At 38.5% G+C, this 25823-nt stretch carries 30 protein-coding genes and 1 riboswitch; of the genes, 14 read left to right on the forward strand and 16 right to left on the reverse strand.

Annotated elements, in window-relative coordinates; genetic code table 11:
- The 3 genes from AC1D0Y_RS23035 to AC1D0Y_RS23045 all read right to left on the reverse strand — a co-directional run bounded on the left by AC1D0Y_RS23035 (position 1) and on the right by AC1D0Y_RS23045 (position 3355).
- Positions 1–1500, reverse strand: coding sequence for a coproporphyrinogen III oxidase (locus AC1D0Y_RS23035; protein ID WP_028410269.1), 1500 nt, complete (start codon positions 1498–1500; stop codon positions 1–3).
- A gap of 446 nt (positions 1501–1946) precedes the next feature.
- Complete coding sequence (locus tag AC1D0Y_RS23040) at positions 1947–2825, reverse strand: Cof-type HAD-IIB family hydrolase (protein WP_013055300.1); 879 nt, start codon at positions 2823–2825, stop codon at positions 1947–1949.
- A 179-nt stretch (positions 2826–3004) separates the two neighbouring features.
- On the reverse strand, positions 3005–3355 hold the full coding sequence (locus AC1D0Y_RS23045) for a YlbF/YmcA family competence regulator (RefSeq protein ID WP_013055299.1): 351 nt from the start codon (positions 3353–3355) through the stop codon (positions 3005–3007).
- A gap of 187 nt (positions 3356–3542) precedes the next feature.
- Between AC1D0Y_RS23045 and AC1D0Y_RS23050 the strand changes: the two genes are divergently transcribed.
- From AC1D0Y_RS23050 to AC1D0Y_RS23080, 7 genes are all read left to right on the forward strand, one after another.
- Positions 3543–4886, forward strand: coding sequence for a YheC/YheD family endospore coat-associated protein (locus AC1D0Y_RS23050; RefSeq protein ID WP_060745399.1), 1344 nt, complete (start codon positions 3543–3545; stop codon positions 4884–4886).
- Positions 4883–5965 (forward strand): YheC/YheD family endospore coat-associated protein, encoded by a 1083-nt coding sequence (locus AC1D0Y_RS23055; protein WP_225049873.1) that lies wholly within the window; start codon positions 4883–4885, stop codon positions 5963–5965. Before AC1D0Y_RS23050 ends, AC1D0Y_RS23055 begins: the two co-directional genes overlap by 4 nt.
- A 4-nt stretch (positions 5966–5969) precedes the next feature.
- Positions 5970–7319: a YheC/YheD family endospore coat-associated protein gene (locus AC1D0Y_RS23060; RefSeq protein WP_217599416.1), complete on the forward strand. Its 1350-nt coding sequence runs from the start codon at positions 5970–5972 to the stop codon at positions 7317–7319.
- Positions 7316–8476, forward strand: a complete 1161-nt coding sequence (locus tag AC1D0Y_RS23065) for a YheC/YheD family endospore coat-associated protein (protein ID WP_272801754.1) — start codon at positions 7316–7318, stop codon at positions 8474–8476. The genes AC1D0Y_RS23060 and AC1D0Y_RS23065 overlap by 4 nt, the downstream gene beginning before the upstream one ends.
- 66 nt (positions 8477–8542) lie before the next feature.
- Positions 8543–8752, forward strand: a complete 210-nt coding sequence (locus tag AC1D0Y_RS23070) for a YheE family protein (RefSeq protein WP_013081659.1) — start codon at positions 8543–8545, stop codon at positions 8750–8752.
- Between the two features lie 29 nt (positions 8753–8781).
- A complete protein-coding gene (locus AC1D0Y_RS23075) occupies positions 8782–9684 on the forward strand; it encodes a PucR family transcriptional regulator (protein ID WP_334035497.1) in 903 nt (300 codons plus the stop codon).
- Between the two features lie 139 nt (positions 9685–9823).
- Positions 9824–10933 carry an ABC transporter ATP-binding protein gene (locus tag AC1D0Y_RS23080; RefSeq protein ID WP_016762961.1) on the forward strand — a complete coding sequence of 370 codons (1110 nt, stop codon included), beginning with the start codon at positions 9824–9826 and terminating at the stop codon, positions 10931–10933.
- 24 nt (positions 10934–10957) lie between these two features.
- Here the strand turns inward: AC1D0Y_RS23080 and AC1D0Y_RS23085 are convergent, their stop codons facing one another.
- Positions 10958–11122, reverse strand: a complete 165-nt coding sequence (locus tag AC1D0Y_RS23085; protein ID WP_306460673.1) for a hypothetical protein — start codon at positions 11120–11122, stop codon at positions 10958–10960.
- A gap of 371 nt (positions 11123–11493) precedes the next feature.
- Between AC1D0Y_RS23085 and AC1D0Y_RS23090 the strand changes: the two genes are divergently transcribed.
- Positions 11494–11712 carry an alpha/beta-type small acid-soluble spore protein gene (locus AC1D0Y_RS23090; protein WP_013055290.1) on the forward strand — a complete coding sequence of 73 codons (219 nt, stop codon included), beginning with the start codon at positions 11494–11496 and terminating at the stop codon, positions 11710–11712.
- A gap of 65 nt (positions 11713–11777) precedes the next feature.
- On the opposite strand, the gene AC1D0Y_RS23095 is transcribed toward AC1D0Y_RS23090, so the two are convergent.
- Positions 11778–13043, reverse strand: coding sequence for a hemolysin family protein (locus AC1D0Y_RS23095; protein WP_028410262.1), 1266 nt, complete (start codon positions 13041–13043; stop codon positions 11778–11780).
- A gap of 185 nt (positions 13044–13228) precedes the next feature.
- On the opposite strand from AC1D0Y_RS23095, the gene AC1D0Y_RS23100 reads away from it, so the two are divergent.
- Positions 13229–13849: an NAD(P)-dependent oxidoreductase gene (locus tag AC1D0Y_RS23100; RefSeq protein WP_013081655.1), complete on the forward strand. Its 621-nt coding sequence runs from the start codon at positions 13229–13231 to the stop codon at positions 13847–13849.
- 38 nt (positions 13850–13887) lie between these two features.
- Here the strand turns inward: AC1D0Y_RS23100 and AC1D0Y_RS23105 are convergent, their stop codons facing one another.
- Positions 13888–14085 carry a hypothetical protein gene (locus AC1D0Y_RS23105; protein ID WP_016762958.1) on the reverse strand — a complete coding sequence of 66 codons (198 nt, stop codon included), beginning with the start codon at positions 14083–14085 and terminating at the stop codon, positions 13888–13890.
- Between the two features lie 181 nt (positions 14086–14266).
- On the opposite strand from AC1D0Y_RS23105, the gene gpmA reads away from it, so the two are divergent.
- Positions 14267–14992: a 2,3-diphosphoglycerate-dependent phosphoglycerate mutase gene (gpmA, locus tag AC1D0Y_RS23110; protein WP_060745394.1), complete on the forward strand. Its 726-nt coding sequence runs from the start codon at positions 14267–14269 to the stop codon at positions 14990–14992.
- Between the two features lie 30 nt (positions 14993–15022).
- Here the strand turns inward: gpmA and thiD are convergent, their stop codons facing one another.
- From thiD to AC1D0Y_RS23155, 9 genes are all read right to left on the reverse strand, one after another.
- On the reverse strand, positions 15023–15832 hold the full coding sequence (gene thiD, locus AC1D0Y_RS23115; RefSeq protein ID WP_060745393.1) for a bifunctional hydroxymethylpyrimidine kinase/phosphomethylpyrimidine kinase: 810 nt from the start codon (positions 15830–15832) through the stop codon (positions 15023–15025).
- Between the two features lie 22 nt (positions 15833–15854).
- On the reverse strand, positions 15855–16874 hold the full coding sequence (locus AC1D0Y_RS23120) for a thiazole biosynthesis adenylyltransferase ThiF (protein ID WP_060745392.1): 1020 nt from the start codon (positions 16872–16874) through the stop codon (positions 15855–15857).
- Positions 16871–17638, reverse strand: a complete 768-nt coding sequence (locus AC1D0Y_RS23125) for a thiazole synthase (RefSeq protein ID WP_013055283.1) — start codon at positions 17636–17638, stop codon at positions 16871–16873. Before AC1D0Y_RS23125 ends, AC1D0Y_RS23120 begins: the two co-directional genes overlap by 4 nt.
- Before the next feature lie 5 nt (positions 17639–17643).
- Positions 17644–17847: a sulfur carrier protein ThiS gene (thiS, locus tag AC1D0Y_RS23130; RefSeq protein ID WP_477707938.1), complete on the reverse strand. Its 204-nt coding sequence runs from the start codon at positions 17845–17847 to the stop codon at positions 17644–17646.
- Positions 17844–18971 (reverse strand): glycine oxidase ThiO, encoded by a 1128-nt coding sequence (gene thiO / locus AC1D0Y_RS23135; RefSeq protein WP_028410258.1) that lies wholly within the window; start codon positions 18969–18971, stop codon positions 17844–17846. Before thiO ends, thiS begins: the two co-directional genes overlap by 4 nt.
- Entirely contained in the window at positions 18955–19578 is a 624-nt protein-coding gene (locus AC1D0Y_RS23140; RefSeq protein ID WP_253352935.1) for a thiamine phosphate synthase, read from the reverse strand. The genes thiO and AC1D0Y_RS23140 overlap by 17 nt, the downstream gene beginning before the upstream one ends.
- A 121-nt stretch (positions 19579–19699) precedes the next feature.
- Positions 19700–19800: riboswitch (TPP riboswitch) on the reverse strand.
- Between the two features lie 158 nt (positions 19801–19958).
- Positions 19959–20174: a hypothetical protein gene (locus tag AC1D0Y_RS23145; RefSeq protein WP_013055279.1), complete on the reverse strand. Its 216-nt coding sequence runs from the start codon at positions 20172–20174 to the stop codon at positions 19959–19961.
- A gap of 47 nt (positions 20175–20221) precedes the next feature.
- Positions 20222–20611 carry a fluoride efflux transporter CrcB gene (gene crcB, locus AC1D0Y_RS23150; protein ID WP_272801755.1) on the reverse strand — a complete coding sequence of 130 codons (390 nt, stop codon included), beginning with the start codon at positions 20609–20611 and terminating at the stop codon, positions 20222–20224.
- The gene (locus AC1D0Y_RS23155; RefSeq protein WP_286127904.1) at positions 20612–21028 is read right to left on the reverse strand and encodes a fluoride efflux transporter FluC; all 417 of its coding nucleotides are present in this window, start codon (positions 21026–21028) and stop codon (positions 20612–20614) included.
- Between the two features lie 323 nt (positions 21029–21351).
- Here AC1D0Y_RS23155 and AC1D0Y_RS23160 point away from each other — a divergent pair, with 323 nt between their 5' ends.
- The 3 genes from AC1D0Y_RS23160 to AC1D0Y_RS23170 are packed head-to-tail and all read left to right on the forward strand — an operon-like array spanning position 21352 to position 23626.
- Positions 21352–22173 (forward strand): amino acid ABC transporter substrate-binding protein, encoded by an 822-nt coding sequence (locus tag AC1D0Y_RS23160; protein WP_028410254.1) that lies wholly within the window; start codon positions 21352–21354, stop codon positions 22171–22173.
- The gene (locus tag AC1D0Y_RS23165) at positions 22157–22861 is read left to right on the forward strand and encodes an amino acid ABC transporter permease (protein ID WP_034276677.1); all 705 of its coding nucleotides are present in this window, start codon (positions 22157–22159) and stop codon (positions 22859–22861) included. Before AC1D0Y_RS23160 ends, AC1D0Y_RS23165 begins: the two co-directional genes overlap by 17 nt.
- Positions 22862–22891: 30 nt before the next feature.
- On the forward strand, positions 22892–23626 hold the full coding sequence (locus tag AC1D0Y_RS23170) for an amino acid ABC transporter ATP-binding protein (RefSeq protein ID WP_028410252.1): 735 nt from the start codon (positions 22892–22894) through the stop codon (positions 23624–23626).
- Between the two features lie 34 nt (positions 23627–23660).
- Here the strand turns inward: AC1D0Y_RS23170 and AC1D0Y_RS23175 are convergent, their stop codons facing one another.
- Positions 23661–24605 (reverse strand): nucleoside hydrolase, encoded by a 945-nt coding sequence (locus AC1D0Y_RS23175; RefSeq protein ID WP_477707939.1) that lies wholly within the window; start codon positions 24603–24605, stop codon positions 23661–23663.
- Between the two features lie 179 nt (positions 24606–24784).
- Here AC1D0Y_RS23175 and AC1D0Y_RS23180 point away from each other — a divergent pair, with 179 nt between their 5' ends.
- Positions 24785–25780: an NADPH:quinone oxidoreductase family protein gene (locus tag AC1D0Y_RS23180; protein WP_098332957.1), complete on the forward strand. Its 996-nt coding sequence runs from the start codon at positions 24785–24787 to the stop codon at positions 25778–25780.
- Positions 25781–25823 lie beyond the last annotated feature (43 nt).

Raw genomic sequence — 25823 nt, forward strand, 5'->3', positions numbered from 1 at the left:
TTATTTCATAAATAATTCATCTAAAATCTTGAGTTTCTCTTGTGTGTAGTGCTCGAATCCATCGTTATACGATTTTGGGTCTTTTGGATTCGCAAACCTTGTAATAATGCCTGTTTCTGGATGCACGAACTTACTAGATGCCCCGCATCCAAGACCAATAATCGTCTGCTTTTCTTCCATGATCATAATATTGTACAGGCTCTCTTGACCAGGGAATGAATATCCAACGTTCTCTAAATTACCTAAAATATTTTTTTGGCGATATAAATAATAAGGTTCATACCCTTGTTCTTGAGTCCACTCAGTTGCTAAATCCATCATTTTACCAATTTCATAGCGATCTGCCACTTTGTATTTCCGTTTATTTTGAGTCATTTCAGACGCGCGTTTAAACGATAGCGTATGAACAGTTAAAGATTCAGGAAGCAATTTTTTAGATTCGTCTAGCGTATGCTGAAATTCTTCTACACCTTCATTTGGAAGCCCAATAATTAAGTCCATGTTAATGTTATTCATCCCCATTTTTCGAGAAAGATGAAATTTATCAATAGTTTCTTCAACTGTATGATGACGTCCAATAGCTTTTAAGGTTTCTTGAATATAAGACTGCGGATTTACACTAATCCGGTCAATATTCCATTTGTTCAAAACAGCTAGCTTTTCTTCCGTAATCGTATCGGGTCTTCCTGCTTCTACCGTAATTTCACGGATATTTTGTACATCCGGGAACGATTCATACATCTCTTCATACAGCATGTCCATTTCTTCAGCGGTAATGCTCGTTGGTGTGCCTCCACCATAATAGACGGTTGTAATCTTGACGTTATTGTCTTTTAGCCATTTTCCTACTTCACGCATTTCATAATGCAAGCCGCCTAAAAATGACGTAACGGATCCTTGACGTCCGTTAATCGCATAGGCTGGGAATGTACAGTATGCACACTTCGTCGGACAAAACGGAATGCCTATATAAATGCTGACTTCATTCTTTAACTCATGTAAATCGGGAATAGCTGCTAGTTGACGATCTACAATATGCTGCATTAAATTAATTTTGTCATCGGTAATTAAATATTCTTCCTTTAGCTCACGATGCGCTTGTTCTTTACTTTTGCCTGACTGCAGTTTCATATGAAGCAGCTTCGTCGGACGTATACCGGTCAAAATACCCCATTTTTGAACAATGCTTGTATACTCCTGTAGTACAGATAAGTAGACGCGAAGCACCACATTTTTTATTTGCTTAAATTCTTCTTTTTCTGTTTCATACGGCATAAACGATTTAGAAAGCTCTTCTGTAAACACCTTGTCCGTTTCAGCGTCATGCAGCACTGCTTTCGCATAAATTTCTTCATGAACTTTTAGCTCTACTTCGACCTTCAGCTGAGCTTCGTTATCATCCTCAAAGGAGACATTGCTTTCTTCAAAAAACAAATCTGAAATTCGGTGAAGCGGACGTAAAAAACGCTCATCTTCTATACCTTTTATATAAATGTTCAATATAATCACCTTTCAAATCAATTCTATCTAAGTAACCAGTTTACAAAACCTACGTATGTCCGGTCAAGGTGCTCAGCTCAAGGGAATGCGCGGACAGGAAACAAACGGAAAAAGAGATTGAGGCATAACTACATTCATTCAATCTAAAGATGAACAAATGGGATAAATGAGCTCATATGAATCACTCCTTACACCTCTGTTGATTTCCGCGCAAGGCTTTGCTTTCCGCAGGCGGCCAATGAGCCTTCTCGTCGCTTGCGCTTTTCCCGCAGAAGTCTTCGCCTTGCCCTCCAATCAACAGCTAGAAGCACCTACATATATAAAACCTACGTTCGCTCTTCCAATAAAAAAATCCGAACGAATTGGATTCTCTATCAAGAATCTCGATTCACGTTCGGATCTTTCTTCGGCTAAACTGCTTTTGTTCTAGCCTCTTTTCCCTTTATTTATTTTAAACGAAAGCTGTCAATTTGATGAAGATAACCAAGGCGCTGCTGCTTTCTAAATAGTTCTTTCACCATATAGGCTACACCATTTTCATTATTAGAACGAGTAACCCAATCCGCAAGCATTTTTAATTCTGTTGGTGAATTGCCCATGGCCACACCCATTCCCGCATGTTCAATCGTTTCTAAATCATCATAGCAATTTCCAATTGCTACTACGTCTTCCATTGGTATCCCTAAGCGATTTGCTACATAACGAACGCCGGCAGCTTTTGTGGCTCCTTTTGGCGTAATATAACATCTATTTTCATTTGGATACGAAAACCATTCAATATCCGGGACTGCACTAGCAATTGTTTGCTCGGCGTATTCTTTTTCTCTACGATCTGCAAAATACACTTCTATTTTTGGCGTAGAAACAGGTTCATCACGAAGCGTATCTCCTAATGAATCTACGAACTGCACGGGATAAAAGAGCGGTTCTCCCGTTTTTAACACGCTTTTAGCTACAATATTATTCGGAAGCTTTACACGATTTCCAATTGAAAACCTTTCATGTAAAATGCGGACATGACAATTAAAATTTTCAAAAAGCTGAATGAGATTAAATGTTTTTTCCTCGCTAATTCTCTTATCTAGTATCGGTTTGTCTATCGATGTTCCGATAAAGGCACCGCTATGAGTAATGAGCATTGCTGGATGAACTTTAAGTGACCGAGCAATTTTTTTAGCAGACGGAAAATGCCTGTTTGTTACTAACGTAACGTAAACCCCTTTATTTTTAACGAATTGAATTGCGTCTTTCGTTTCTTTTGTAACGCGCCCTTGGCTATTTAAAATGGTTCCATCAATATTCAACGCTAGCAATCGATAAGCCATATGAGAACCCCTTCTTTCATAGATGTCTAATCCGTTAGGATACGGTTATAAATGACCTTTTCATGATAGTCGGCATGTGTAGCCTTGTTACTAAGCTTATGAGCAGAACTGCACAATTAGAAGGAATTTCCGCATAAAAAAAGAGGAAAAGATTTCTCTTTTCCTCTTTCCTCTATCTCTTATTCAGCCGCACCGTAAAGTTCTTCAAGTGGCTTCATGATAATTTTGTTTAATTCACCAATTACCATGCTCATACGTTGCTCAGCTTCCATTAGCTTCGCGATATTTTGATCTTGTTGAACGATTGCAACTGTTTGTTGAGCTTGCTGAACTTCTTCTTCAGTGATTTCTTGGCCCATCATTTGCTTTTGTTGCAGCTCCATTTGCATTGTACGGAAACGCTCAAATAATTGTTTTGAACCTTGATCAGCATTTACTGCTGCATATAAGTTTTTTAAGTTTGTGTAATCGTCGCTTTGACGAATTGCTTTTTCTAAATCATTTGCTACATCATGTAAGTTTACAGACACGTTAAGTTCCTCCTAATTAAGTTCTATAATTTCTTGACTTCCCTAACTATAACAAATTATTATATAAAATTCAGCTTAAGACCTTTATTTTCTCCGAAAACGATAAATTCTCTTCACAGATTGGGCTAATTCCTCATAGTATATATCAGCATTCGCCTACTAAAGGAAAGAAAAAGAGGATTCGTTTATGAATACTTTTACCATTTCTCTAAAACCACTAGAGAACCATATGAGCAGCGACATTTACATTAGTTCTGCTCTGTTCTCACGTGTGAAGTGCAAGCACGAGTTTACGTTAACAGTAGGTTCCATCACGAAAGAAGTCGAAGCCACCGTGTTTCAGCATCGAGAATGCTGTTTCATGATGTCAGAAGCTCTATTTACAGACTTTCGCTTTCCGTATGAAACACATCAGCTGAGAGGCATTTATGAAGAGAACTCGTTTAGGTTAGGACCCGTAGTTAGCATCGTAACAGAAGTTCGAGAAGATGAAGAACTTTTTGGCTCCATTTCTGTATTTTGTAAGGAATTTGTTCAAGCTTGCAAGGAGTTAGGGTGTTTTTGCTATGTGAGCAAATTAAGCGACGTGAAGTCATTATCCCCTAAAGGATATGTTTATCGCGCTGATCGATGGGTTTATTCAGACGTTCCCTTTCCGGGAATCGTACACAACCGGATTCATGCCAGGAAAACGGAGCAAACCGCTGATTTTCAAACCTTTAAAACATTTTTAAAAGAACATGACGTTCCTTTCTTTAACGCACGCTACTTAAATAAATGGACGGTTTTTCAACAGCTTAAAGATGTCGTACACTTGCTTCCATATTTGCCAAAAACGTATCAGCTTCGTTCACGGCAAGATCTTCTTGACGCTTTGGAACTTCATGACGATGTTTTTTTGAAGCCTGTTCATGGTAGCCAAGGAAAAAACATTTTTAAAATTTCAAAAAAAGAGAAGTATATTTTAGACTATACAACATTTACGCAGCCGTATGAAAAAGAATATGAATCTCTTTATGACTTATTTGAAACGCTTTATAGTCAATTAAAAAGGCAAGGATTCCTCATCCAAGAAGGAATTTCACTGCAGACATACAAACAGTGCCCTTTTGATTTCCGCATTCTCTGTCATAAAAAAGACGACTTGACGTGGAAAATCACGTCCATTGTCACACGTGTATCAAAACCCGGCAATTTTGTCTCAAATCTTGCCCGTGGAGGAGATATTCATCCTCCTCAGCAAGTGTTAACTCAGCTCTATGATTCAAAAACTACGCGCCATATCCTTTCACTTTTAAAAGAGATTGCGATTGAAATTTGCACGCAGCTTTCTCATCCGTCTGAACTTTATGCCGAATTCGGTATTGATTTAGCGATTGATCAAGAAGGAAAGCCTTGGATTATTGAAGTAAATGTCAAACCTTCCAAACAATCCGATTCAAGCGCTTTCTCTGTCCGTCCATCAACAAAAGCACTGCTTGATTATTGTCTGCATGCAACGAATTTTCAATTTCCCAAGGAGGATTTATGATGATTTCATTAGGCTTTTTAACGATTCACCCACAGCAAGAAGTGGAGTACGTGACCGAAATTGCTAAACATGCTTCTGAGTTTTCGATTGAAATATACCGTTTTACTCCTTTTAACATTCATCCTAACACCGAAAATATTGAAGGCTTCCGCTATGATTTACAACAAGAGAAATGGATAGAAGATTCCTTCTTACTTCCTTCGTTTATTTACGATCGCTGCTTTTATCGAAAAGACTCGCTGTCTAAAAAGGCTCGCCCTATTGTAAACTGGCTTAAACAGCGGGAAGATGTTACATTTTTAGGCCATGGATTACCCAATAAGCTAGATGTCTATGAAGTAATTAAAAAAGATAGCTATTTATCTTCATATATTCCTCCTACCACTCCAATCGAAAGTGTAGAGCAACTTGTCCAGCTGCTTCGAACAAACGATAGCCTAATGATTAAACCTGCCAACGGCTCACAAGGTAAAGGGATTGTGAAATTAAGACAACGCGGACGTGAAATTGAAGCTTCTTATCAACAAAATGACATTGTAAACACCATTCTATTTTCCTCTTTTCAAGAGTTTAAGAGCTGGTTTACGAAAACCACTCGTGATGTACTGTATATTGCTCAGCCCCATATTTCATTTTTCCCTTATGAACGCACTCCTTTTGATATAAGACTGCTATTACAAAAAGGAAACGATGGTGCTTGGAAAGAAATTGGAAGAGGCATTAGACAAGGTGAACGGGACTCTATTGTAACAAATGTAAGTTCAGGAGCATCTATTGTACCTTTTGAAAACTTGCTGCCTCGCATCCCTCGCGTTCATCGTCAATATGTAATGGATGAAATCAACACCATTTGTAAAACGATTCCGTCCGTGCTGGAAAATCACTTTCCTTCTCTTTTTGAATTAGGTATTGATTTATGTATCTCGAGAGACTTCAGCATCTGGATTTTAGATTTAAATTCGAAACCGGGAAGAAAAATAGTAATGGAAACAGCACCTGAACAAAAAGAAGTCATGTATAAAAATGTCCTGTCTTACTGCGTCTATTTAGCTAACACACTATCGTATCGTAAGGAGTAATGCTATGAAAAAAACTCTTACTCGCCTTGTTGTAGTAGAGCAGCTAGGCTGTGATCTTTCTGTTCCTGCATCTCTTTACAAAGACTCCTTGAAACAAGCAGCTTTTGGAACAATGACAGCTCCATGCCTTATACAATCTTCAGAACGTGAAGAAATTCAGATTTCAGCTGAGCTAATGACAAAACTTCAAATTCCTTTCGCCCATATGATGCATCCTATTATTGTGAATGAAACCATTCACTTAGGACCTTTAATCGGTGTGTTATCCGCTGGTTTTACTGGTTCTCTGCTGCGGCCAATTGGAAAGCGTTCCCTTCACTTAGCTAAACTTCTTTCTACTGCAAGTATAACAGGGGGCCTGCCTTTTATTTTTGGAACTCATCATATCAACTGGGAAACCGGGACCATAAACGGCTATTTTTATGAAGAAAGCGGCTGGACACAGCATGAAATCCCGCTTCCTAACGTTGTATATAATCGTTTGCCAAATCGAAAAACAGAAGGGTTAGCTCCTTTTAAGTTCATTAAAGAAAAGATGATGACTGATTACGGCATTCCATTTTTTAATCCTGATTTTTTCAACAAGTGGGAAATTCATGAGCTTTTAAAACTGAACGAGCAGACAGCCTATTTGTTACCTTATACGGTTGAAAGTCCTTCGTGTGAGCAAATAAAAAAACTTCTGCTTCTTCATCAAACCGTTTATTTAAAACCGAAAAACGGAAGCTTAGGCCGCGGCATTTATACCCTATCTTTTAAGGATTCCATGTACACGCTGACTTACAAAGGAGAAAAAGGTCTTCATGTTCAAGCAAAAGAAACCTTAGAGGATCTATTATCAGAATTTGAATATTTACTTACTAATCCTTCCTACATTGCTCAGCAGGGTATTTCATTAATCAAAAAAGAAAAGCGCTGTGTAGACTTTCGCGTGCATACGAATAAAAACGGGAATAACCAATGGATGCTTACTGCTCTAGCTGCTAAAGTGGCCGGTCCCAACAGCATCACTACGCATCTTGATTACGGCGGAGAAATTGAAGCTACAGCTAAAATATTCACCAACCCTTCTTACAAAAAAGAAATTGAAAATAAGCTAAAAGATGCCGCTATCTCAATTAGTCATGTGCTTGAACAGGAGTTGAACGGATTAATTGGAGAGCTTGGATTCGATTTTGGAGTGGATTATCAAGGAAACGTATGGCTGTTTGAAGCTAACTCTAAGCCCGGTCGCTCTATTTTTTCACACCCTGCCTTACGAAAAGCGGATCAACAAACTAGAAAACTTTCTCTAGAATACGCGATTTACTTATCTGGATACTATCTAAATACACCTGAAGGCATCAGCATATGATTACAATTTACTATCACAAAGAAAAGCAGCAGTGGTTTCATCACAACCCTTCAGCATCTTACACATGGGGAGTTCAAGAAATTGAACTTCCCTTTACTCAAAACATTTCTTCTACTCAAGCTTTTCTTCGTTTAAAAGGAGGAAAAGTCGGTCCTATTGTGGGAGTTTTAACGAACAAGGCTGTTTTGGAAAAACTGAATGTAAAACAGCGTCCTTTATTAGAACTCTTACATCATACCCTGCAAGAAAAAGGAGGGCTTCTTGCTTTATTCGCTGAAGAAACAATGTCTCATCACTTCTTTGAAGGGTATTGCTTTGACGGTGAAAAAAAGCAGTGGATCAAAACAACCTTGCCGCTGCCAAACGTTATATATAATCGTTATCCAGGAAGAAAATCAGAAACCAAGAAGTTGACATCTTTGCATCAAAAAATTAAAGGCAAGCACATTCCACTTTTTAACTCCGCTTTTTTTTCAAAATGGAAAGTATATCAATTATTTTCAAAGGATCCACTGCTATCTTCTCACCTTCCTAAAACCTATCGTTTAACACCAGAAATTGATATTGCTAAGCTTCTGCAAAAACACTCTTCCCTTTACTTTAAGCCTATTAACAGCAGTAAAGGTGCTGGAATTTTCCGATTATCTTTCCATAAGCATACGATTATTTATCAAGATCATAAACGCAAAGAAGAATTTTCTTCTTTACAAGCAATTGACCTTCCCAAGTCTGCTTATCTCATTCAAGAAGCGATTGAGACGCAACCATTCAAAGACAGGCGCTATGACTTACGTATTTTAGCCCATCACAAAGATAGCGGATATGTTATTAGCGGCGTCGGTATTCGACATAGTCCCTATCAATCCATTACAACACATACGTTAAACGGCGGCAGCATTTCACCTTTTCAAGATTTTGAAGATGAAGTAGATACTGCCTTTCTTTCGTCCTTTGTAAATACGTGCGGGCAAGTCCTTCAAAAGTCCTTCCCTCTAGTTGAAGAATTTTCTCTTGATATGGCAAAGTCAGCCCAAGGGCAGTATTATCTGTTTGAAGTGAATGCAAAACCGATGATTTTTGATGAAACAGATATTCAAACGCAAGGTGCTAAACACATATGCAACATATTTTACAAATTAACAAAATTTTTAGATTAAATGATTTTTCATCTCCTTTTCTCATGGTAAGCTTATAATAACTAATTGAGAAAGGAGATTTTCTTTATGGTTTCACATTTTCAGGTTAAACCGCTGTATCAAAATAATCGAATGCCGGGCTGGCACATCTCGTTTTATATGAATCGGGTTTATTATGAGGCTGATTATTTAAAAGATGGACAAATTGTATGGAAAACTGCGCCTTCTAATCAAATAGATGAAACACAATTAATTGATTATATTCATGAGCTTATGCTTTTTCACGTTTATGAATAGTAAGCTTTCACCGAAGGGAACGAGCACAGATGAAACAGCTGCACACACTATTTGGGGATAAAATGATTAAGGCTAAAGTCCCTTCTCAATTTGAATGTTACAAATGGTTTTCATATGATGAAGGCTTCATTGGAATTGAACACACGGCTTTATCTCAAAAAGAGCAGGCGTTACTTTCTGCTTTTTTAACCCCTTATGATGAGAAAGTTTCTTTACTAACGCCAGAGCAATTGTATTGGTCAAACCTGTTATTTGAAGCACCTGAAAAAGTCATTCACTCTCATCATAAGCACCATTCTTTTCGCTTCACCCAGTTTTTAATTAAACGTTTGTTTGAACAAAAAATAGAGTTTGAAAATGCGCTTCACGCCTTGTATTCTACCTCGATTACTGTGTTGTGGATGGATAAACAATCAGGTATCGTTATCGAAACCTTTAATGATCCTAATGACTTAACTGAAAATTTATCAGATTCTATCGAGGTGCTATGTCATGATTTTGAAACTTCGATTCAGTTCTTTGAAGGACAAATTCACTTTTTTCCGTCTTCACCGCGATTAATTTTTGAGCGTGAAAAGAAATGGTTTTATCAAATTAAGCATACAGTCGAACAAAACCACGTCATCCATTTTGCCGACGTTTTACCCCATTTGGTTCTGCAAGAGTCTTCAGAAGCAATCCAAAATCATATGATACATTTACTTGACTTAGTAAAAGATGATGGAGATCTTTTAGAAACGATTAAAGTTTATTTAGAATGTAATTTAAACGTATCTCTTGCTGCTAAGAAATTGTACATGCATCGCAACAGCTTGCAGTATAGAATTGAGAAATTTATTGATCGCACACACCTTGATATCAAACACTTCACAGGAGCTGTGTCTGCTTACTTAGCCATTCTTGCTTTAAAAAATTTGCAAGATGGAGAATAAAATGAAAGGGTTTTCGTAAATAGTGCACGAAAACTCTTTCTTTTTTTTGTGCATGTTTGCCATTTACCGTTTCATTAAAAAAAATTACACTAGAGTTAAGAAAACGATTTCACAGAGTACATACAAGGGGGAAATGGAAATGGCTGAATTACGTTTAGAACATATTTATAAAATGTATGATAAAGATGTGACGGCGGTAAAAGATTTTAACCTTCACATTCAAGATAAAGAATTTATTGTATTTGTTGGGCCTTCAGGCTGCGGAAAATCGACAACTCTTCGTATGGTTGCAGGTTTAGAGGAAATTTCCAAAGGTGATTTTTATATTGACAGCAAGCGTGTAAATGACGTTGCTCCAAAAGATCGCGACATTGCAATGGTATTCCAAAACTACGCATTGTATCCGCATATGAGCGTATATGACAACATGGCTTTCGGCTTAAAACTTCGTAAATTACCAAAAGATGAAATCGAACGCCGCGTAAAAGATGCCGCTCGTATTTTAGGACTTGAGCAATACTTAGAGCGAAAGCCAAAAGCATTATCCGGGGGGCAGCGTCAGCGTGTAGCTCTAGGTCGTGCAATCGTTCGTGATGCTAAGGTCTTCTTAATGGACGAACCTTTATCAAACTTAGACGCGAAATTACGTGTGCAAATGCGTTCTGAAATTGCGAAGCTTCACCAGCGTTTGGGTACAACGACAATTTACGTAACACATGACCAAACCGAAGCAATGACGATGGCTTCTCGTCTGGTTGTTATGAAAGATGGGATTATCCAGCAGGTTGGTACACCAAAAGAAGTATATGAAAAACCTGAAAATGTATTTGTAGGCGGGTTTATTGGTTCTCCTGCTATGAACTTCTTAACCGGAACGTTAAAAGACGGGAAGGTTCAAGTAGGCGATTCTCTTCTTGCAGTTCCGGAAGGTAAAATGAAAATACTTCGCGAGCAAGGATATTTAAACAAACAAATTATTTTAGGCATCCGCCCTGAAGATTTCCATGATGAGCCTGTATTTATTGAATCTTCACCTGGCACAAAAGTTACAATCAAAGTCGATGTATCCGAGTTAATGGGAGCTGAAACCATGCTTTATTCTAAACTTGGCGGACAAGATTTTGTAGCACGTGTAGATTCAAGAACAGATATTAAACCGCTTCAGTCTCTGGACTTAGCATTAGATATGAACAAAGCGCATTTCTTTGATGCAGAATCTGAACAGCGCATCCGTGCTGAACAGGAATAAAAAAAGACCCCTAGGGGTCTTTTTTTATTCCTGTATTTGCTTCAATTCTTCACTGTGACAAGTAGAGCAGTAAAAGAGATGAATACATTGGTGATTTGCTAAATCACTAGGATACCCATTTTCTATTTTTAACTGATCGATTTCCATGTAAGCACTGTAATCATCAAAATAATCGCTGACTTTGCCCATATCCCCCAGCACTCCTCCACATGTTTTGCACGTCATTTGTACATCACTAAACCCATTACATAAGGAACAAATCGACATCCGCACACCTCACTTTACCTGATCAATATGTACCTATAATATGCACGGAATAAAACTCTCTTACTCTTTATCAAACTCCACACAAAAATTTCTATAAATTACCAACAAATTTCTATGTATATGTTTTTTTCCCTTTCGCCATAATACTAGTAACAACCGAGCACAACAGCTCGCAAGCATTGAGTTACGCCGCGGTAGGCAAGCAGATCTAATCGATGCATCTGCTCGGCTGGTTCAACTCCAGCTAACTCAACCATTACAATCTATTTTATCTAACGAGGAGATGAATACACATGGCAAATTATCAAAACGCATCAAACAGAAATTCATCAAACAAGTTAGTAGCGCCTGGTGCTCAAGCTGCTATCGATCAAATGAAGTTCGAAATCGCTAGTGAGTTTGGTGTAAACTTAGGACCAGATGCAACAGCTCGTGCGAACGGATCTGTTGGTGGCGAAATCACAAAACGTTTAGTACAATTAGCTGAGCAAAACCTAGGCGGCAAGTACTAATATTAACTAATTTCATATTATGGCTTTAGCGCTCCAAGATTTCTTGGAGCGCTTTCTAGTTTCTTTTAATCAGCTTCCTCATTCTTATTCGCAAATGATTTTACGGAAACTTTGCGAATACGTCGATTTTCTACTTCCTTAATGGTAAACAATATCTCTTCATATGAGAAAAAGTCTCCTTTAGCAGGAATATGATCAAACTGCTCATATATCCATCCCCCTAAGGTATGGCACGTACTGTCAGGAGAACTAACCGCTATATAGGTTAAAAATTCATCAATAGGGATGTCGGCGTTAAATTCGTACTCCTTTTCCCCTATCTGGTGTACATACTTAACAGCTTCATCATGTTCATCCCAAATCTCTCCTACAATTTCTTCTAATATATCCTCTAAGGTCACAAGACCGGCCGTTCCCCCAAACTCATCAACTACAATTGCCATGTGAACCTTACTTTTTTGGAGCTCTGGCAATAGAACAGATATTTTCATGGATTCTACTACAAAAATAGGTTGTCTCAACAAATCACGAATAGAAATCTCTTTTCTTTGGACTAAACAGGTTAAAAATTCTCTTTCTGATAAAATGCCAATAATATTATCAATATGATCTTCGTATACAGGGACTCTTGAATATCTCTCTTCAAGAAACATTTGACAAACCGAATCAATATCGGCATTTACGTCAACTGCTGTGACATCTATTCTAGGTTTTAAAATTTGCCCCACCACAATGTCATTAAAATTGAGTGAACGATGAACTAGCTCTTTTTCAATATTATTAATCGTTCCTTCTTCTTCGCTTAAATCTACCATCACTTTAATTTCATCTTCTGTAATCGTTGGTGTAGGAGCAGACGCTAACAAGTGAGAAGTTCCTTTTTTCACCTGTAAAAATAAGAAGGAAATCGGGGTTAACAATTTAATAATAATAAATAACAAGGAAGAAATCATCAGCGCAAAAGATTCGGCATGCTCTTTAGCTAACGATTTTGGCAAGACTTCACCAAAAATCAAAATGATGATGGTCATAACGATGATACTAATCACAAGTGCTAGGTTTCCTTTAAACATATCGAGGGCAATTTTGGCTGCCAAAGAGGACGCAGCAATGTTTACGACAATATTTCCTACTAAAATTGTCGATAGCGTCTGCTCAAAGTGTTCAGCAATATGCAGCGCTTTTTTACTTCCCCGATATTTTTTCTCAGCGTAATGTTTTAAACGAATTTTATTTACGCTTGAAAAGGCTGTCTCAGCAGATGAAAAGAAAGCTGATAACATAAGCAAAACGACTAATATCATCATTTGATTCAGAGGCAAGTCTCCCAAAAGACATTCACTCTCCTATTTTTTTGATTTTTCTGTCTTTTTATCATATCAAATTTTTTTGTTGTTGAATATTTCATTCATCAACTTTGTATCACTTTATGCTACGCATGCTTTTTATTATGAATAAGTATACAGATTGTATATCCTAAAGAATAGATACTATCTTTTATAGAGGGGTGTAGCCAATGAAAATTTTACTATTAGGCTCTACAGGGCGAGTTGGACAGTCTTTATTAAAAATGATGCTAAAAGATGAAAACGACGTTACTGTACTTGTTAGAGACCGCAATAAGCTACAGGTTAGTCATCCAAACCTACATATCTTACAAGGCGATGTACTTCATCAAGAAAATATCAACTTTGCCCTCAAGCATCAAGATATCGTAGTCAGCGCGTTAAATACAGATGGTGCAGAGACGATTTCAAAAAGTATGCCGCTTATTATAAACAGCATGAAGTATTACGGCGTTCATCGTATTCTTACTATTGGAACTGCAGGCATCTTACAATCACGAACAGAACCAGAAAAGTATCGTTTTCAATCAAATGAATCAAAGCGTAAAACGACGAGAGCAGCAGAAGATCATTTAAAAGGATACTTACACTTGAAGGAAAGTGATCTAAACTGGACGGTTATATGCCCAACATACTTGCCTGAGGGTGAAATAACAGGCACATATCGAGTGGAAAAAGATATTTTACCAGCTGATGCCGTTAAAATTTCAACGGGAGATACCGCTCACTTTACCTACCATGAGATATGGGCTCAAAAGTTTTCCAAATGCCGCGTTGGAATTGCTTATTGAAAAATCGGGAGAACTTTTCGTTTTCAAAACGAGAAGTTCTACATCCAGAAAATACCGATTATAGCTAATCCACCTAGAACAAAACCTCCTATTTGACCAACGAGAGCCGGTGTCAAAACAGGCTTTCCTTTTTCTTTCTCTAATGTGCTAATATCAAGCTTCATCTGATACATTTCTTCTTTTAAATCTTCAATTTGGCCGTGCAGCGCTTGAATCTGACGTTCTTGGTCACTCATCGACTATCTTCCCTTCCCTTTTTTATTTTTATCATATGCGTAAAAAAGTTAAAGCTTTACTTTTTGGCATCACTTTTTCTAAATGATAAAAACTCCTTTCCCCGGCTTTAGGATAAAAAACTCTTTCCTTCTCATAATAAAAAAGAATAGAGTCCTTAGTCACTGTTGAAAGGAGAACACGATGATAAAACTTGTGTTGATTCGGCACGGACAAAGCGTGTGGAATCTGGAAAATAAATTTACAGGCTGGACGGATGTAGATCTTTCTAAAAATGGATTGCAAGAAGCGCGAGAAGCTGGAAAAGTGCTAAAGAAAAACGAATATACTTTTGATATTGCCTATACTTCTGTTTTAAAACGATCCATTCGCACTCTGTGGATTGTCTTACATCAAATGGACTTCATGTGGATTCCCGTATATAAATCTTGGAGGCTGAATGAACGGCACTACGGGGCTCTTCAAGGTTTGAACAAAGAAGAAACCGCAAAAAAATTTGGAGAAGAGCAAGTGCATTTGTGGAGAAGGTCGATGAACGAACGCCCTCCTGCTTTAGAGACAACAGATATTCGCTATGAAGCTTCTAACCCTAAGTATAAGGAATTAGCTAAGGGACAATTTCCTGTAACGGAAAACTTAGCCGATACAGAAAAGCGGGTTCTAGAATATTGGAACGAAACTATTGCTCCTTCTATTAAAGCTGGCAAAAAGGTTATTATTTCCGCTCACGGTAATACGATTAGAGCTCTGATGCAGTACTTGGATAACATTTCGCCTGATGGCATTGCGAACTTGAATATTCCCACAAGCGTGCCGCTTGTGTATGAGCTTGATGATAATTTAAAGCCCATTAGACATTACTATTTAGGCATCGATGGAGAGATTCCTACACATATTCCTTCTTCATAAAAAACGTGCCTAGATTGTAGGCACGTTTTTTTATATGTTTGAACGAAAGTATTTTCCATACGCCCAGTGATTAGTAGGACCGTGTCCGGAACCAATTTCAAGCGTATGCTTAATCGCATAGTGAACAAAATCGGAAGCGGTTTGAACTGCTTCAACCACGCTTTTGCCTTTCGCTAGTTCAGCCGTGACGCAAGCAGCAAACGTGCATCCTGTTCCATGTGTATGCTTTGTATTCATCTTTTCATGCTTGATTTCAACGTACGTATGACCATCATACACTATATCAATCATATCTTGATGAGATTGATCATGTCCGCCTTTAATTACCACGTGCTTTACACCCAGCTCATGCATCTGTTTTGCCGCTTCTTTTCGATCTTCAATCGTGTGAATTTCTTTACCCGTGATGACTTCCGCCTCCGGTATGTTCGGCGTAATGACTTCACAAAGAGGCAATAATTCTTTTAGAGCCTGTACGGCTTCTCTTTGAAGAAGAGACTGACCGCCTTTTGCAATCATAACGGGATCAACTACAACATTTTGCAGTCCGTACTGTTTGATTTTACGAGCCACTGCGTAAATAATATCAGCACTGAACAACATACCTGTCTTCACTGCATTAGGAAATAAGTCAGTGGCAATTGAATCTAACTGCGTTTCAACTGCTTCTACTTCTAAAGGATAAACTCCTTGAACGCCAACTGTATTTTGTGCAGTCACAGCTGTAATAACAGACATGCCAAAAACGTCACGCTCTTGAAATGTTTTTAAATCTGCTTGAATGCCTGCTCCTCCACCGCTGTCTGATCCAGCAATGGTTAATGCTTTTGGTACTGTCATGCTTGAAACCTCCATCTCTTTCTTACCCAATATACCGATGATAAAGTGACTTTGCTTCTACTATATCGTTTGTTCCATGGACAAAGACGCGCCCATCTTGAAACATAACTAAACGGTAATCATCTACATAAAAAGAAAGCAGATACGGATTCTGTTCAATTTTATATCCTTTTTCTTTTAATCGTTCACCTAAAGACTGCAGCGGCTGCTTGGCTGATTTGCCCGGACGGATTTGTACCGTGTTTCTTCCGCATAGCACAGCTGTTTTCGTTTGATTTTCATATTGTAAAAAGGGATACGTTTGTTCACTGCCGCATGAGCGGCAAGCAGATTTGCGAAACACGTTCACATTGATGCTCGTATACTCATTTTTCCATACGTCAAACGAAACAAGTTCCCTCCTGAGCGCATTCCAGTCTCCGACTAATATTTTTAACACTTCTGTTACTTGATGAGCGACTACCATTTGGACAGCAGGACTAATAATCCCCACTGTATCACATGTTAACCCTCCAAGCGGTACAGATTCAAGCAAACAGGATAAACACGGTGTTTCACTTGGTATGATAGTATAACTAATTCCATAACTTCCTACACATGCTCCATAAATCCAAGGAATATCATATTTTTGTGATAAATCATTCATTACAAGGCGTGTGTCAAAATTATCGGTTGCATCAATCATAACATCTACCCCCTCAACAAGCTGTTCTAAAACTTGAGGGGTACCGTCTGCTACGTGCGCTTCTACTTTTACATCATGATTAATATCGTGAAGCCGTTTTTTAGCGGCAATTGCTTTTGGGATTCTTTTATCAGCATCTTTTTCACTATATAATTGCTGCCGCTGAAGGTTGCTCCACTCTACATAGTCCCGGTCAATGAGCGTTATTTTCTTTACCCCCGCTCGCGCAAGAGCCTCGGCGTTCCCTGTTCCAAGAGCACCTGCTCCTACAATCAGAACATGCTTTTCTTGAATTAGCTGCTGTCCGCCTTTTCCAATAGGTTGAAACAGTTCTTGGCGGGAATAACGATTAATCAACCGATACTCATCCCTTCTGTTGGACTGCTTGCCGTTGCATATTGTTTCTTTTCAATACGTCCTGCTTCAAATGCTGCTCGTCCTGCTTCAATCGCTAGCTTCATAGCACGAGCCATTTTCACAGGATCTTTTGCTCCTGAAACAGCTGTATTTAATAAAACACCATCTGCTCCTAGCTCCATAGCTTGAGCTGCGTCTGAAGCCGTTCCAATACCTGCATCTACAATTACTGGAACAGTTGATTGTTCAATGATAAAACGCATGTTCAACGGATTAATAATACCTTGACCTGAACCGATAGGCGAAGCTCCTGGCATAATGGCATGTACGCCTAACTCCTCTAAACGACGCGCAAGTAAAACATCATCTGATGTGTAAGGTAAAACGGTAAAGCCCTCTTTTAACAGTTCTTCACTGGCTTTTAATGTTTCAACTGGATCAGGAAGCAGCGTTTTATCACATCCAATTACTTCTACTTTCACCATGTCACAAAGTCCAGAAGCCTTTGCTAATTTAGCAATACGTACGGCCTCTTCTGCATTTTTTGCTCCAGCAGTGTTAGGCAAAAGAGTGAAACGCTTCACATCAAGCGCTTCTAATAAATTAGGCTGATTTTGATCAAAAATATCCATTCGTCTCACAGCAAATGTTAAAATTTCTGTTTCTGACTCTTCTACCGCTTGACGCTGAGTCGTAAAGTCCGGAAATTTCCCTGTTCCTAATAATAAACGTGAATTAAATGTATATTGTCCAATTTTTAACATACTCTTCATCCTCCTCCTACAAATGAAACGACTTCTAATGCATCTCCATCTTTCAAACTTGCATCACTATGTTCTTCTTTTTGTAAAATATTCTTGTTTAGCTCAACAATTATCACTCGTTCATGCAAGTTCTGAGCCTGCAATAAGTGCTGAACCGTTTCAATTTCATCTCCAACAGTAACGGTCTTACCATTAATGATTAGATTCAATGAACTCCCTCCATTACTCTAGTTAGCTGAAATGATGTAAAAAATGAATGATTCGGCTTTTTCCCTAACAAAGCATCAGCCATAATTTTTCCAGTTGCAGCACTTAATAAAATACCATTTCGGTAGTGGCCAAATGCCATGTGTAGATTCGCTATTTCAGGATGCTCTCCTAAATAAGGCCAGCCATCATTTGTTTGTGGACGAAGACCTGCCCATGCTTTTTCAAATGTAGCATCTTTAATAGCCGGCAGAAGCGCAGAAGCTTTATTCAGCAAAAATTGAATACCTTGTGCAGAAACCGTCTTGGTAAAATCATGCTGTAGCTTAGTTGCCCCTATTACGATTCTTCCACCAGTCTTTGGCACTAAGTAAAAACCTTCATCTAAAAAAATCGTTTTAGAAAGCAGCGGCTTATGACTTTGCAGAGCAATACACTCTCCTTTTACAGGAAACACCTGACCTAAATGTTCAGAAGAAATAAAGCGTTTAGCCCATGAGCCTGCTGCAATAACTACTTTTTCTCCATAAAAAGAGCCTTTGGATGTCTGTACACCTTTTACCGTTTCATTTTCCATAATAAGAGAATGAACGTCACAGTATTCGAATACATCTGCTCCGTGATACAAGGCTCCATGAGCAAGAGCTTGGGTTAACTTAGCCGGAGCTAGCTGGCCGTCTCCCGGTATTGTAATGGCTCCGTATATGTCTGGAGAGAGCCCGGGTTCTAACAAACGTGCTTCTTTTACATCGATCCATCTTACATGTTCATCCCACCGGTGGTGCTGAGCGGCTTTTTTCTTTAATACGTGTGCATCTTCTTCTGTTACAGCAACTTTTAATAAGCCTTTTTGAATGAGCTCTACGTCGATAGCCGTTTTTTCTTTTAGTTCCTTCACCAGTTCAGGAAACATGCTTCTGCTCTTAATAGCAAGGTCTAAAAGAGGACCTTCTTCATCAATTTCAGCTTGAGCACCTAAAATACCAGCGGCTGCACTTGAAGCTTCACAACCAATTTGATTGCGTTCAAGAATAGCTACTGACGCTCCTTGTTTTGACAAATGATAAGCGATAGAAGAGCTGATTATACCTCCTCCGATTAACAGTACATCATAATGCTGCTTCATTTTCTCCACCTCCAGATGTCCATATATGAGAATATTGTTTAATCGCTTTAAGGGGATCTTGCGCAAGCATGACATCAGACATCACAGCTATACCGTGTGCTCCTGTTTGAAGCACCTCTTTGGCATTTACAGGTGTAATTCCTCCAATGGCAATAACCGGTATCTGCACAGCATCTACTACTTCTTTTAGCGCTGCTACCCCTCGACTTCTTAATCCTTTTTTTGAACGTGTTGAATAAATATGTCCGTATAGAATGTAGTGAGCACCATCTTTTTCAGCTTCTAAAGCCTCTTCCACAGAGTGAACTGACTTTCCGACCATGAGAGAAGGAAATGCGTCTATAACAAACGAAACGTCTAAACTATGATAGGCAAGCTGTACGCCTTTTGCTTTTAAAGCATGCGCTACATCAACTCGATCGTTCACAATAATTTTAGAGCAACAAAATGGCAGGCTTTCTAGTAAACATTGAATCTGCTTTGCCGTTTTTTCTTTTTCTCTAATATGAACGGCGCCCGCAAAAGGCGCGATAGCTGTTAAAATTTTTTGAAGCTCTTCGATTGGCTGCTTATCTGTTGTAATGACATGAAATTTAGGAATATCCACATGATCGAAACCTTTCCATTCAGAATAAAGAGAAATTTCAATCACTTCATCTTGTTTAGAGGGCTTTATTACATACAAAAAACCACTCTACAACGTAGAGTGGTTAGCATGCATCTTTATGTAAACATGATCGCCACTTCCCTACGCTGGTCCAAACCAGATCAGGTTCAAAGGGTCCGAAATACATTCGTCTCAGCTTCAAAAGCTCCCCTAGTGATTGCTATTTATTGATTTTGTTTTCGTACTTAAAATTATAACACAACTAGATGTAAATACAATATCCCTTTATGCTCTTACGGCTCTCTTCCTTTTATAGAGGTATCTTTTAGGCTTCTTTACTAAGAGGCTCGGCGCACCGCATCATTCTGCTTTTTATATGGTTAGTAATCGGTATAGTCGTCGAATTCTTCTTTGTCTTTTTCCTTTTTCCGATCCCATATAAACAGCAGGAGTAACATAATAAAAGTTAGAATATAAAAACCGTAAAAAATAAATGCTGCCACAACATTTATAAATAAAAATAAAAAACCGATGATCTGACCTGCAACAGCTACAATCAACAAAATGTATTTCCAAACTTCTGCTTTTCTATCCATTCTCTACTTCTCCGTCTTTTTGTTTTTCCCTACTAGAAACGTTCTCTTTACTTAAATAAAAACGTCCCTGCCAGTAAACCGACTGTAAATAAACCAACTGTTCCAAATGCTGAAATCCCCACGTACGCCAACATTTTTCGATAAGATTTTTCTCGAATTAACTGTACGGTTTCCATACTAAACGTTGAAAAAGTGGTAAAGGCACCAAAAAACCCAATGCCAATCATTAAAAATATTGAATCATCATAAGCATGACTCGGAACCTTTCCATAATAACTACCGTAAAAAAGACCAAGTCCAAACGCACCGAGCAAGTTTACAAACAGCATTGATACTGGAAAAGGAGGGTTTGAAACTGTTTTTGTAACTTTTAAACCCAAAAGATAACGGCATATTCCTCCAGCTGCCCCGCCAAGTGCCAAGCTCACTATGCTCATTTACTTCACCTCATGTACTTTCACTAAATTTTTTCCTGCCGCTTCACCGCATAGATAGCCTGCTAAAGCAAGAAAGATTCCACCTACTAAAGAGACAATTACATAAATGGCTCCCCCAAATAAATGGTGCTGAGTGAGAGAAATGACGTCTCCTGCAAACGTTGAATACGTTGTAAAACCGCCGCATACGCCAACTCCTAGTCCAAGCTTTATCCATTCTTTTGGCTTTTTCCACACAAAAAATCCTGTTAATAGGCCTAGTATGAAGCTTCCTAATAGGTTTTCAATTACCGTTCCTATTGGATAGCCCGTATATAATAAGGAAAGATTCAGCAAATAACGTGCATATGTACCAGCGATAGCACCAAAGGCAATTGAGATTAAGTTTATGGCTTTCATCATATCGCTCCGTTTCATAAATTCTTCTTTAAGTGTACCATAAGGAATTTATTTCTACCTTAACATTTAACTATATGTTTATTGCACCAAAAGTCATGAAAAAATGAAAGAGAAAATCGTCGCATGAAACTTCCTTTTTACTCCTCAAATCTCCCTTAAAAATCCACTTAATCCAAATTTTAAAATCTTTCTGTATCCTTATGACAAACCGTGTATAGAAGGTATATTTCCCTTATTTTAAGTCACATTAATCGTATAAGTTTTTTTTGTTGACTTTTGCTGTGTTCTTGTTTAGTATCACAGAGTATCATTTCCTATCAGAATACTAGGGGGTTTAGAAAATGAAGAAATTTGCTGCACTTTTGTCGCTACTATTAGCTTTCACAGTTGTGCTTGCCGCATGCGGTTCTAGCTCAAAAAATGAAGCAAACAATGGAGACAATAAATCTGCACAAGAAGATTTATATAATAAAGTGAAAAAAGATGGCGTATTAACAATTGGAACTGAAGGTACATACCCTCCGTTCACTTTTCATGATGACAAACAAAAGCTAACTGGGTTTGATGTAGAATTGGCTCAAGAAGTAGCTAAACGTCTTGGCGTAAAAGCTGAGTTCAAAGAAACACAGTGGGATGGCATGTTTGCTGGATTAGATGCTAAAAGATTTGACATGATTGCTAATGAAGTTGGTATTCGTGAAGATCGTCAAAAAAAATACGATTTCTCTGATCCATACATCCAGTCAGGCGCTGTATTAATTGTTCGTAAAGACGAAAAAGATATCAAATCATTTAAAGATTTAAAAGGAAAAAAATCAGCGCAGTCATTAACAAGTAACTATAAAGACATGGCTCAATCTTATGGTGCAAACATTACGAGTGCTGAAGGTTTTGCTCAAGCAGTAGAACTAATGAGCGCAAACCGTGTTGATGCTACAATCAACGATAAATTATCGTTCCTTGACTATAAGAAAAAGCACCCTAACGCACCTATCAAAATCGCGGATGAAAAATCCGATGGTGCTGCAAGCGGCTTTATGTTTAGAAAAGACAGCGGTAAGTTAGTGGATAAAGTAAACAAAGCATTGAAAGATATGAAAAAAGACGGAACATACGCAAAGATTTCTAAGAAATGGTTTGGCGAAGATGTTTCTCCTAAATAATATTTTTCCTGATGGAGAGCGATTGAATCAATTGATTTCAATCGCTCAATCATCTCTCTTACCAATGGTAAAGGGAGCTATTCAATATTCTATTCCACTAACATTAATAAGCTTTGCCATAGGCATTGTGTTAGCTGTTTTAACAGCACTTGCTCGCTTGTCGTCAAGTAAGGTATTAAACATGATTGCACGTGTATATGTCTCAATTATTCGTGGAACGCCTTTGCTTGTGCAATTATTTATCATTTTCTACGGATTACCTAACTTAGATATAACAATTGATCCATTTATCTCTGCTGTTATTGGATTTTCATTAAGTGTAGGTGCGTATGCATCTGAAATTATTCGAGCAGCAATTCAATCTATTCCTAAAGGACAGTGGGAAGCTGGCTACTCACTTGGTATGACCTATTCCCAAGCGTTAAGACGGATTATCTTACCGCAAGCAGCACGTGTATCGATTCCGCCATTATCTAACTCTTTTATTAGTCTTATTAAAGACACGTCACTTGCATCGCTTATTCTTGTTTCTGAAATGTTCCGTCAAGCTCAAGAAATTGCTTCAACTAACTATGAGTTTTTACTTCTTTATAGTGAAGCAGCTCTATTGTACTGGATTATGTGCACAATCTTATCCATTATCCAAGGACGCATTGAAATAAGACTAGATCGTTACGTATCTAAATAACCGTTTCAAGTAGCTAAAGGAGTTTTTTATATGATTAATATCAAAAATTTGCATAAATCATTCGGTGATTTGCAAGTATTAAAAGGAATTGATTTAGAAGTTGAACAGGGCAAGGTAATTGTATTAATCGGCCCTTCTGGATCGGGTAAAACAACTTTTTTACGTTGCTTAAATCTGTTAGAAATCCCAACAGACGGCACGATTGAACTTGATAAAAAAAGCATGAATTTTACCAAGCCTGTTCGCAAAAAAGACATTACTTCATTTCGAAGCCTAACAGGTATGGTCTTTCAAAACTATAACTTGTTTCCTCATAAAACTGCGCTTGAAAATGTTATGGAAGGTCCTGTAATTGTAAAAGGTGTTTCCACTCAAGAAGCAGAAAAAAGAGGGAAAGAATTATTAACACGAGTTGGCTTAGGAGACAAGCTCGACTTTTATCCTTTCCAGCTGTCTGGCGGACAACAACAGCGTGTTGGCATCGCCAGAGCAATGGCGATGGACCCAAAAGTTATGCTGTTTGATGAGCCTACTTCAGCTCTTGATCCTGAGCTTGTAGGAGACGTTCTTCAAGCCATGAAAGACTTGGCCAAAGAAGGAATGACGATGGTGGTGGTAACTCATGAAATGCGCTTTGCCCGTGAAGTAGCGGATGAAGTTATTTTTATGGATCAAGGTGTCATTATGGAAAGAGGGATACCGGATCAAATATTTTTAAATCCTCAGCAAGAGCGGACACGTCAATTCTTGAATATGATTCATTAAAAAGGTTGCACACTTTCATGTGCAACCTTTTTCTTTATTTGGCTACTGCTTTTTTCATCAAATCTGTAATGTACGTAAAGAATGCTTCAGCTGTGACATCATATACGATATCTACAGGTCGTCCCTCTTCGGAAATTTCTGTTCTTCCTTGGCTCGGTGTTTCTGTATGCACAATACTCGAAACCGTTTTTACCTTCACAAGTGTTGAATTCCCTGTAAATGCTGTTGTGAGTACATCCCACAAATAATATGTTGAATTGGTTTCAACGTGCACAAGCGGCGGGCAGGCCGCGTAGCACTGCCCTACAAAGTCTACTCCTTCATATCTTCGAAGTGAAGCCCACATTTGACGAATAGCCGGTGTTAAAGGAACTTGATTCGTGCTTTCTAAAGCAACCATCTCAATTTTAATTTTGCTTTCCCATAGTTTCGCTACTGCTTCTGGATCCCAAAAAGCATTCCACTCCGCCGTTCCATCGTGTTCAGGTTCCTGCACATTTCCTACTTCTTGAAATGTACCGCCCATCCATACTAACTTGTCAATTTTCTCTTCTATTTCCGGCGCTTTTTCAAGTGCTCTTGCTAAATCTGTTAACGGTCCTGTAAACAATAAAGTTGTTTTCCCGGCTGTGTGCTGCAATGTCTCGATTAAATGATCATGAGCAGGGAGCTGACTTATTTTTGTTTGTACTTCCCCTTTTTCATTTAAAATCGGCAGTGCATCTACATAAAACGTATGTATGCGCCACTCCTTTGGAAATGGATTCATACCGCGTGAAGTAGATTTAGCAACCTCAATATCATAACTTCCAAAACGATCAATAATCTTTTGGCTTGCGCTGATACCTGGCTCTAGATATCCGTCAGCCGGAATAACAGATACTCCCGTTACTTTTACATCATCCATTTGCAGCAGTAAAAAAAGCGATACTAAATCATCGATGCCTGCATCATGGTTAAAATATACATTTGTGCTCATTTCTCTTCTCCTCTTTTCTATGTATTGCTAACTAATAGCTATACCGCTATTTTATAATGAAATGATCTCTTTCGTAATCAAAGTATTAGGAACTTCTTTTACTATTTTCTATAATGGGTATAGAAATAAGGTAATCTATGTATAGATGTATACATCTCAGTATAGAAAGGAGAAATAAAATGGAGCAATCATTTTCAGCATTAATCGTAGATAAAAAAAGTGAAGACCAAGTGGAGGCGTCCGTCCAAGAACTGACGCTAAACGATTTGCCAGAAGGCGATGTACTTATTCGCGTTCATTATTCAGGAGTGAATTATAAAGATAGCTTAGCCAGCATCGCAAACGGCAATATTGTGACAAGCTACCCGTTTGTCCCAGGAATCGACCTAGCAGGCGTCGTTGTATCTTCTGACAGCCCTGATTTTAAAGAAGGTGATCATGTCATCGCAACAAGCTATGACATTGGCGTATCACACTTTGGAGGCTATAGTGAGTATGCGCGCATACGCAGCGAATGGATTGTCCCTCTTCCTCAAAATTTAACGTTAAAAGAAGCAATGATTATCGGAACAGCTGGCTTTACAGCCGCTTTATCTGTGCATCGCTTAGAGGAAAACCATACTAGTCCATCTAATGGCTCTGTGCTTGTAACAGGCGCTACGGGAGGTGTAGGAAGCTTTGCGATTGCCATTCTTTCAAAATTAGGCTACACAGTGGAAGCAAGTACGGGAAAAAGCTCGGAAACAGCTTATTTGAAAGAGCTTGGCGCTTCCTCTATTGTAGCGCGTGAAGATGTTTATAACGGCAAATTAAAAACATTAGGCAAACAAAAATGGGCTGCTGCGGTGGATCCTGTGGGAGGAGAGCCTCTAGCTTCTGTTCTCAGTCAAATTCAGTACGGCGGCTCTGTAGCTGTCAGCGGGCTAACAGCTGGAGGCAAAGTGCCAACAACCGTCTTCCCCTTCATTTTAAGAGGGATTAATTTATTAGGTATCGATTCTGTTTACTGTCCAATGCCTACTCGAAAAGAGATTTGGAATAGACTCGCTAGTGACTTTAAGCCTGAAAGCTTTGAACCTTTCATTCAACAGGAAATTTCACTACAACAGCTCCCTGAGGTACTTCCGACTTTATTAAAAGGACAAGCTCGAGGACGAACAATTGTGAAGCTATAAAAAAAACGGAGAAACCTAGGTTTCTCCGTTTTTTTACGAACAG

The sequence above is a fragment of the Priestia sp. P1_B12_1 genome (assembly GCF_056406695.1).

Bases quoted from the DNA above. Each gene is read 5' to 3' on its own strand.
- AC1D0Y_RS23040 (WP_013055300.1), bottom strand. From the start codon at position 2,825: ATGGCTTATCGATTGCTAGCGTTGAATATTGATGGAACCATTTTAAAT.
- AC1D0Y_RS23050 (WP_060745399.1), top strand. From the start codon at position 3,543: ATGAATACTTTTACCATTTCTCTAAAACCACTAGAGAACCATATGAGC.
- AC1D0Y_RS23055 (WP_225049873.1), top strand. From the start codon at position 4,883: ATGATGATTTCATTAGGCTTTTTAACGATTCACCCACAGCAAGAAGTG.
- AC1D0Y_RS23060 (WP_217599416.1), top strand. From the start codon at position 5,970: ATGAAAAAAACTCTTACTCGCCTTGTTGTAGTAGAGCAGCTAGGCTGT.
- AC1D0Y_RS23065 (WP_272801754.1), top strand. From the start codon at position 7,316: ATGATTACAATTTACTATCACAAAGAAAAGCAGCAGTGGTTTCATCAC.
- AC1D0Y_RS23070 (WP_013081659.1), top strand. From the start codon at position 8,543: ATGGTTTCACATTTTCAGGTTAAACCGCTGTATCAAAATAATCGAATG.
- AC1D0Y_RS23075 (WP_334035497.1), top strand. From the start codon at position 8,782: ATGAAACAGCTGCACACACTATTTGGGGATAAAATGATTAAGGCTAAA.
- AC1D0Y_RS23080 (WP_016762961.1), top strand. From the start codon at position 9,824: ATGGCTGAATTACGTTTAGAACATATTTATAAAATGTATGATAAAGAT.
- AC1D0Y_RS23085 (WP_306460673.1), bottom strand. From the start codon at position 11,122: ATGGGCAAAGTCAGCGATTATTTTGATGATTACAGTGCTTACATGGAA.
- AC1D0Y_RS23090 (WP_013055290.1), top strand. From the start codon at position 11,494: ATGGCAAATTATCAAAACGCATCAAACAGAAATTCATCAAACAAGTTA.
- AC1D0Y_RS23100 (WP_013081655.1), top strand. From the start codon at position 13,229: ATGAAAATTTTACTATTAGGCTCTACAGGGCGAGTTGGACAGTCTTTA.
- AC1D0Y_RS23105 (WP_016762958.1), bottom strand. From the start codon at position 14,085: ATGAGTGACCAAGAACGTCAGATTCAAGCGCTGCACGGCCAAATTGAA.
- gpmA (WP_060745394.1), top strand. From the start codon at position 14,267: ATGATAAAACTTGTGTTGATTCGGCACGGACAAAGCGTGTGGAATCTG.
- thiD (WP_060745393.1), bottom strand. From the start codon at position 15,832: ATGACAGTACCAAAAGCATTAACCATTGCTGGATCAGACAGCGGTGGA.
- AC1D0Y_RS23125 (WP_013055283.1), bottom strand. From the start codon at position 17,638: ATGTTAAAAATTGGACAATATACATTTAATTCACGTTTATTATTAGGA.
- thiO (WP_028410258.1), bottom strand. From the start codon at position 18,971: ATGAAGCAGCATTATGATGTACTGTTAATCGGAGGAGGTATAATCAGC.
- AC1D0Y_RS23145 (WP_013055279.1), bottom strand. From the start codon at position 20,174: ATGGATAGAAAAGCAGAAGTTTGGAAATACATTTTGTTGATTGTAGCT.
- crcB (WP_272801755.1), bottom strand. From the start codon at position 20,611: ATGAGCATAGTGAGCTTGGCACTTGGCGGGGCAGCTGGAGGAATATGC.
- AC1D0Y_RS23155 (WP_286127904.1), bottom strand. From the start codon at position 21,028: ATGAAACGGAGCGATATGATGAAAGCCATAAACTTAATCTCAATTGCC.
- AC1D0Y_RS23160 (WP_028410254.1), top strand. From the start codon at position 21,352: ATGAAGAAATTTGCTGCACTTTTGTCGCTACTATTAGCTTTCACAGTT.
- AC1D0Y_RS23165 (WP_034276677.1), top strand. From the start codon at position 22,157: ATGTTTCTCCTAAATAATATTTTTCCTGATGGAGAGCGATTGAATCAA.
- AC1D0Y_RS23170 (WP_028410252.1), top strand. From the start codon at position 22,892: ATGATTAATATCAAAAATTTGCATAAATCATTCGGTGATTTGCAAGTA.
- AC1D0Y_RS23175 (WP_477707939.1), bottom strand. From the start codon at position 24,605: ATGAGCACAAATGTATATTTTAACCATGATGCAGGCATCGATGATTTA.
- AC1D0Y_RS23180 (WP_098332957.1), top strand. From the start codon at position 24,785: ATGGAGCAATCATTTTCAGCATTAATCGTAGATAAAAAAAGTGAAGAC.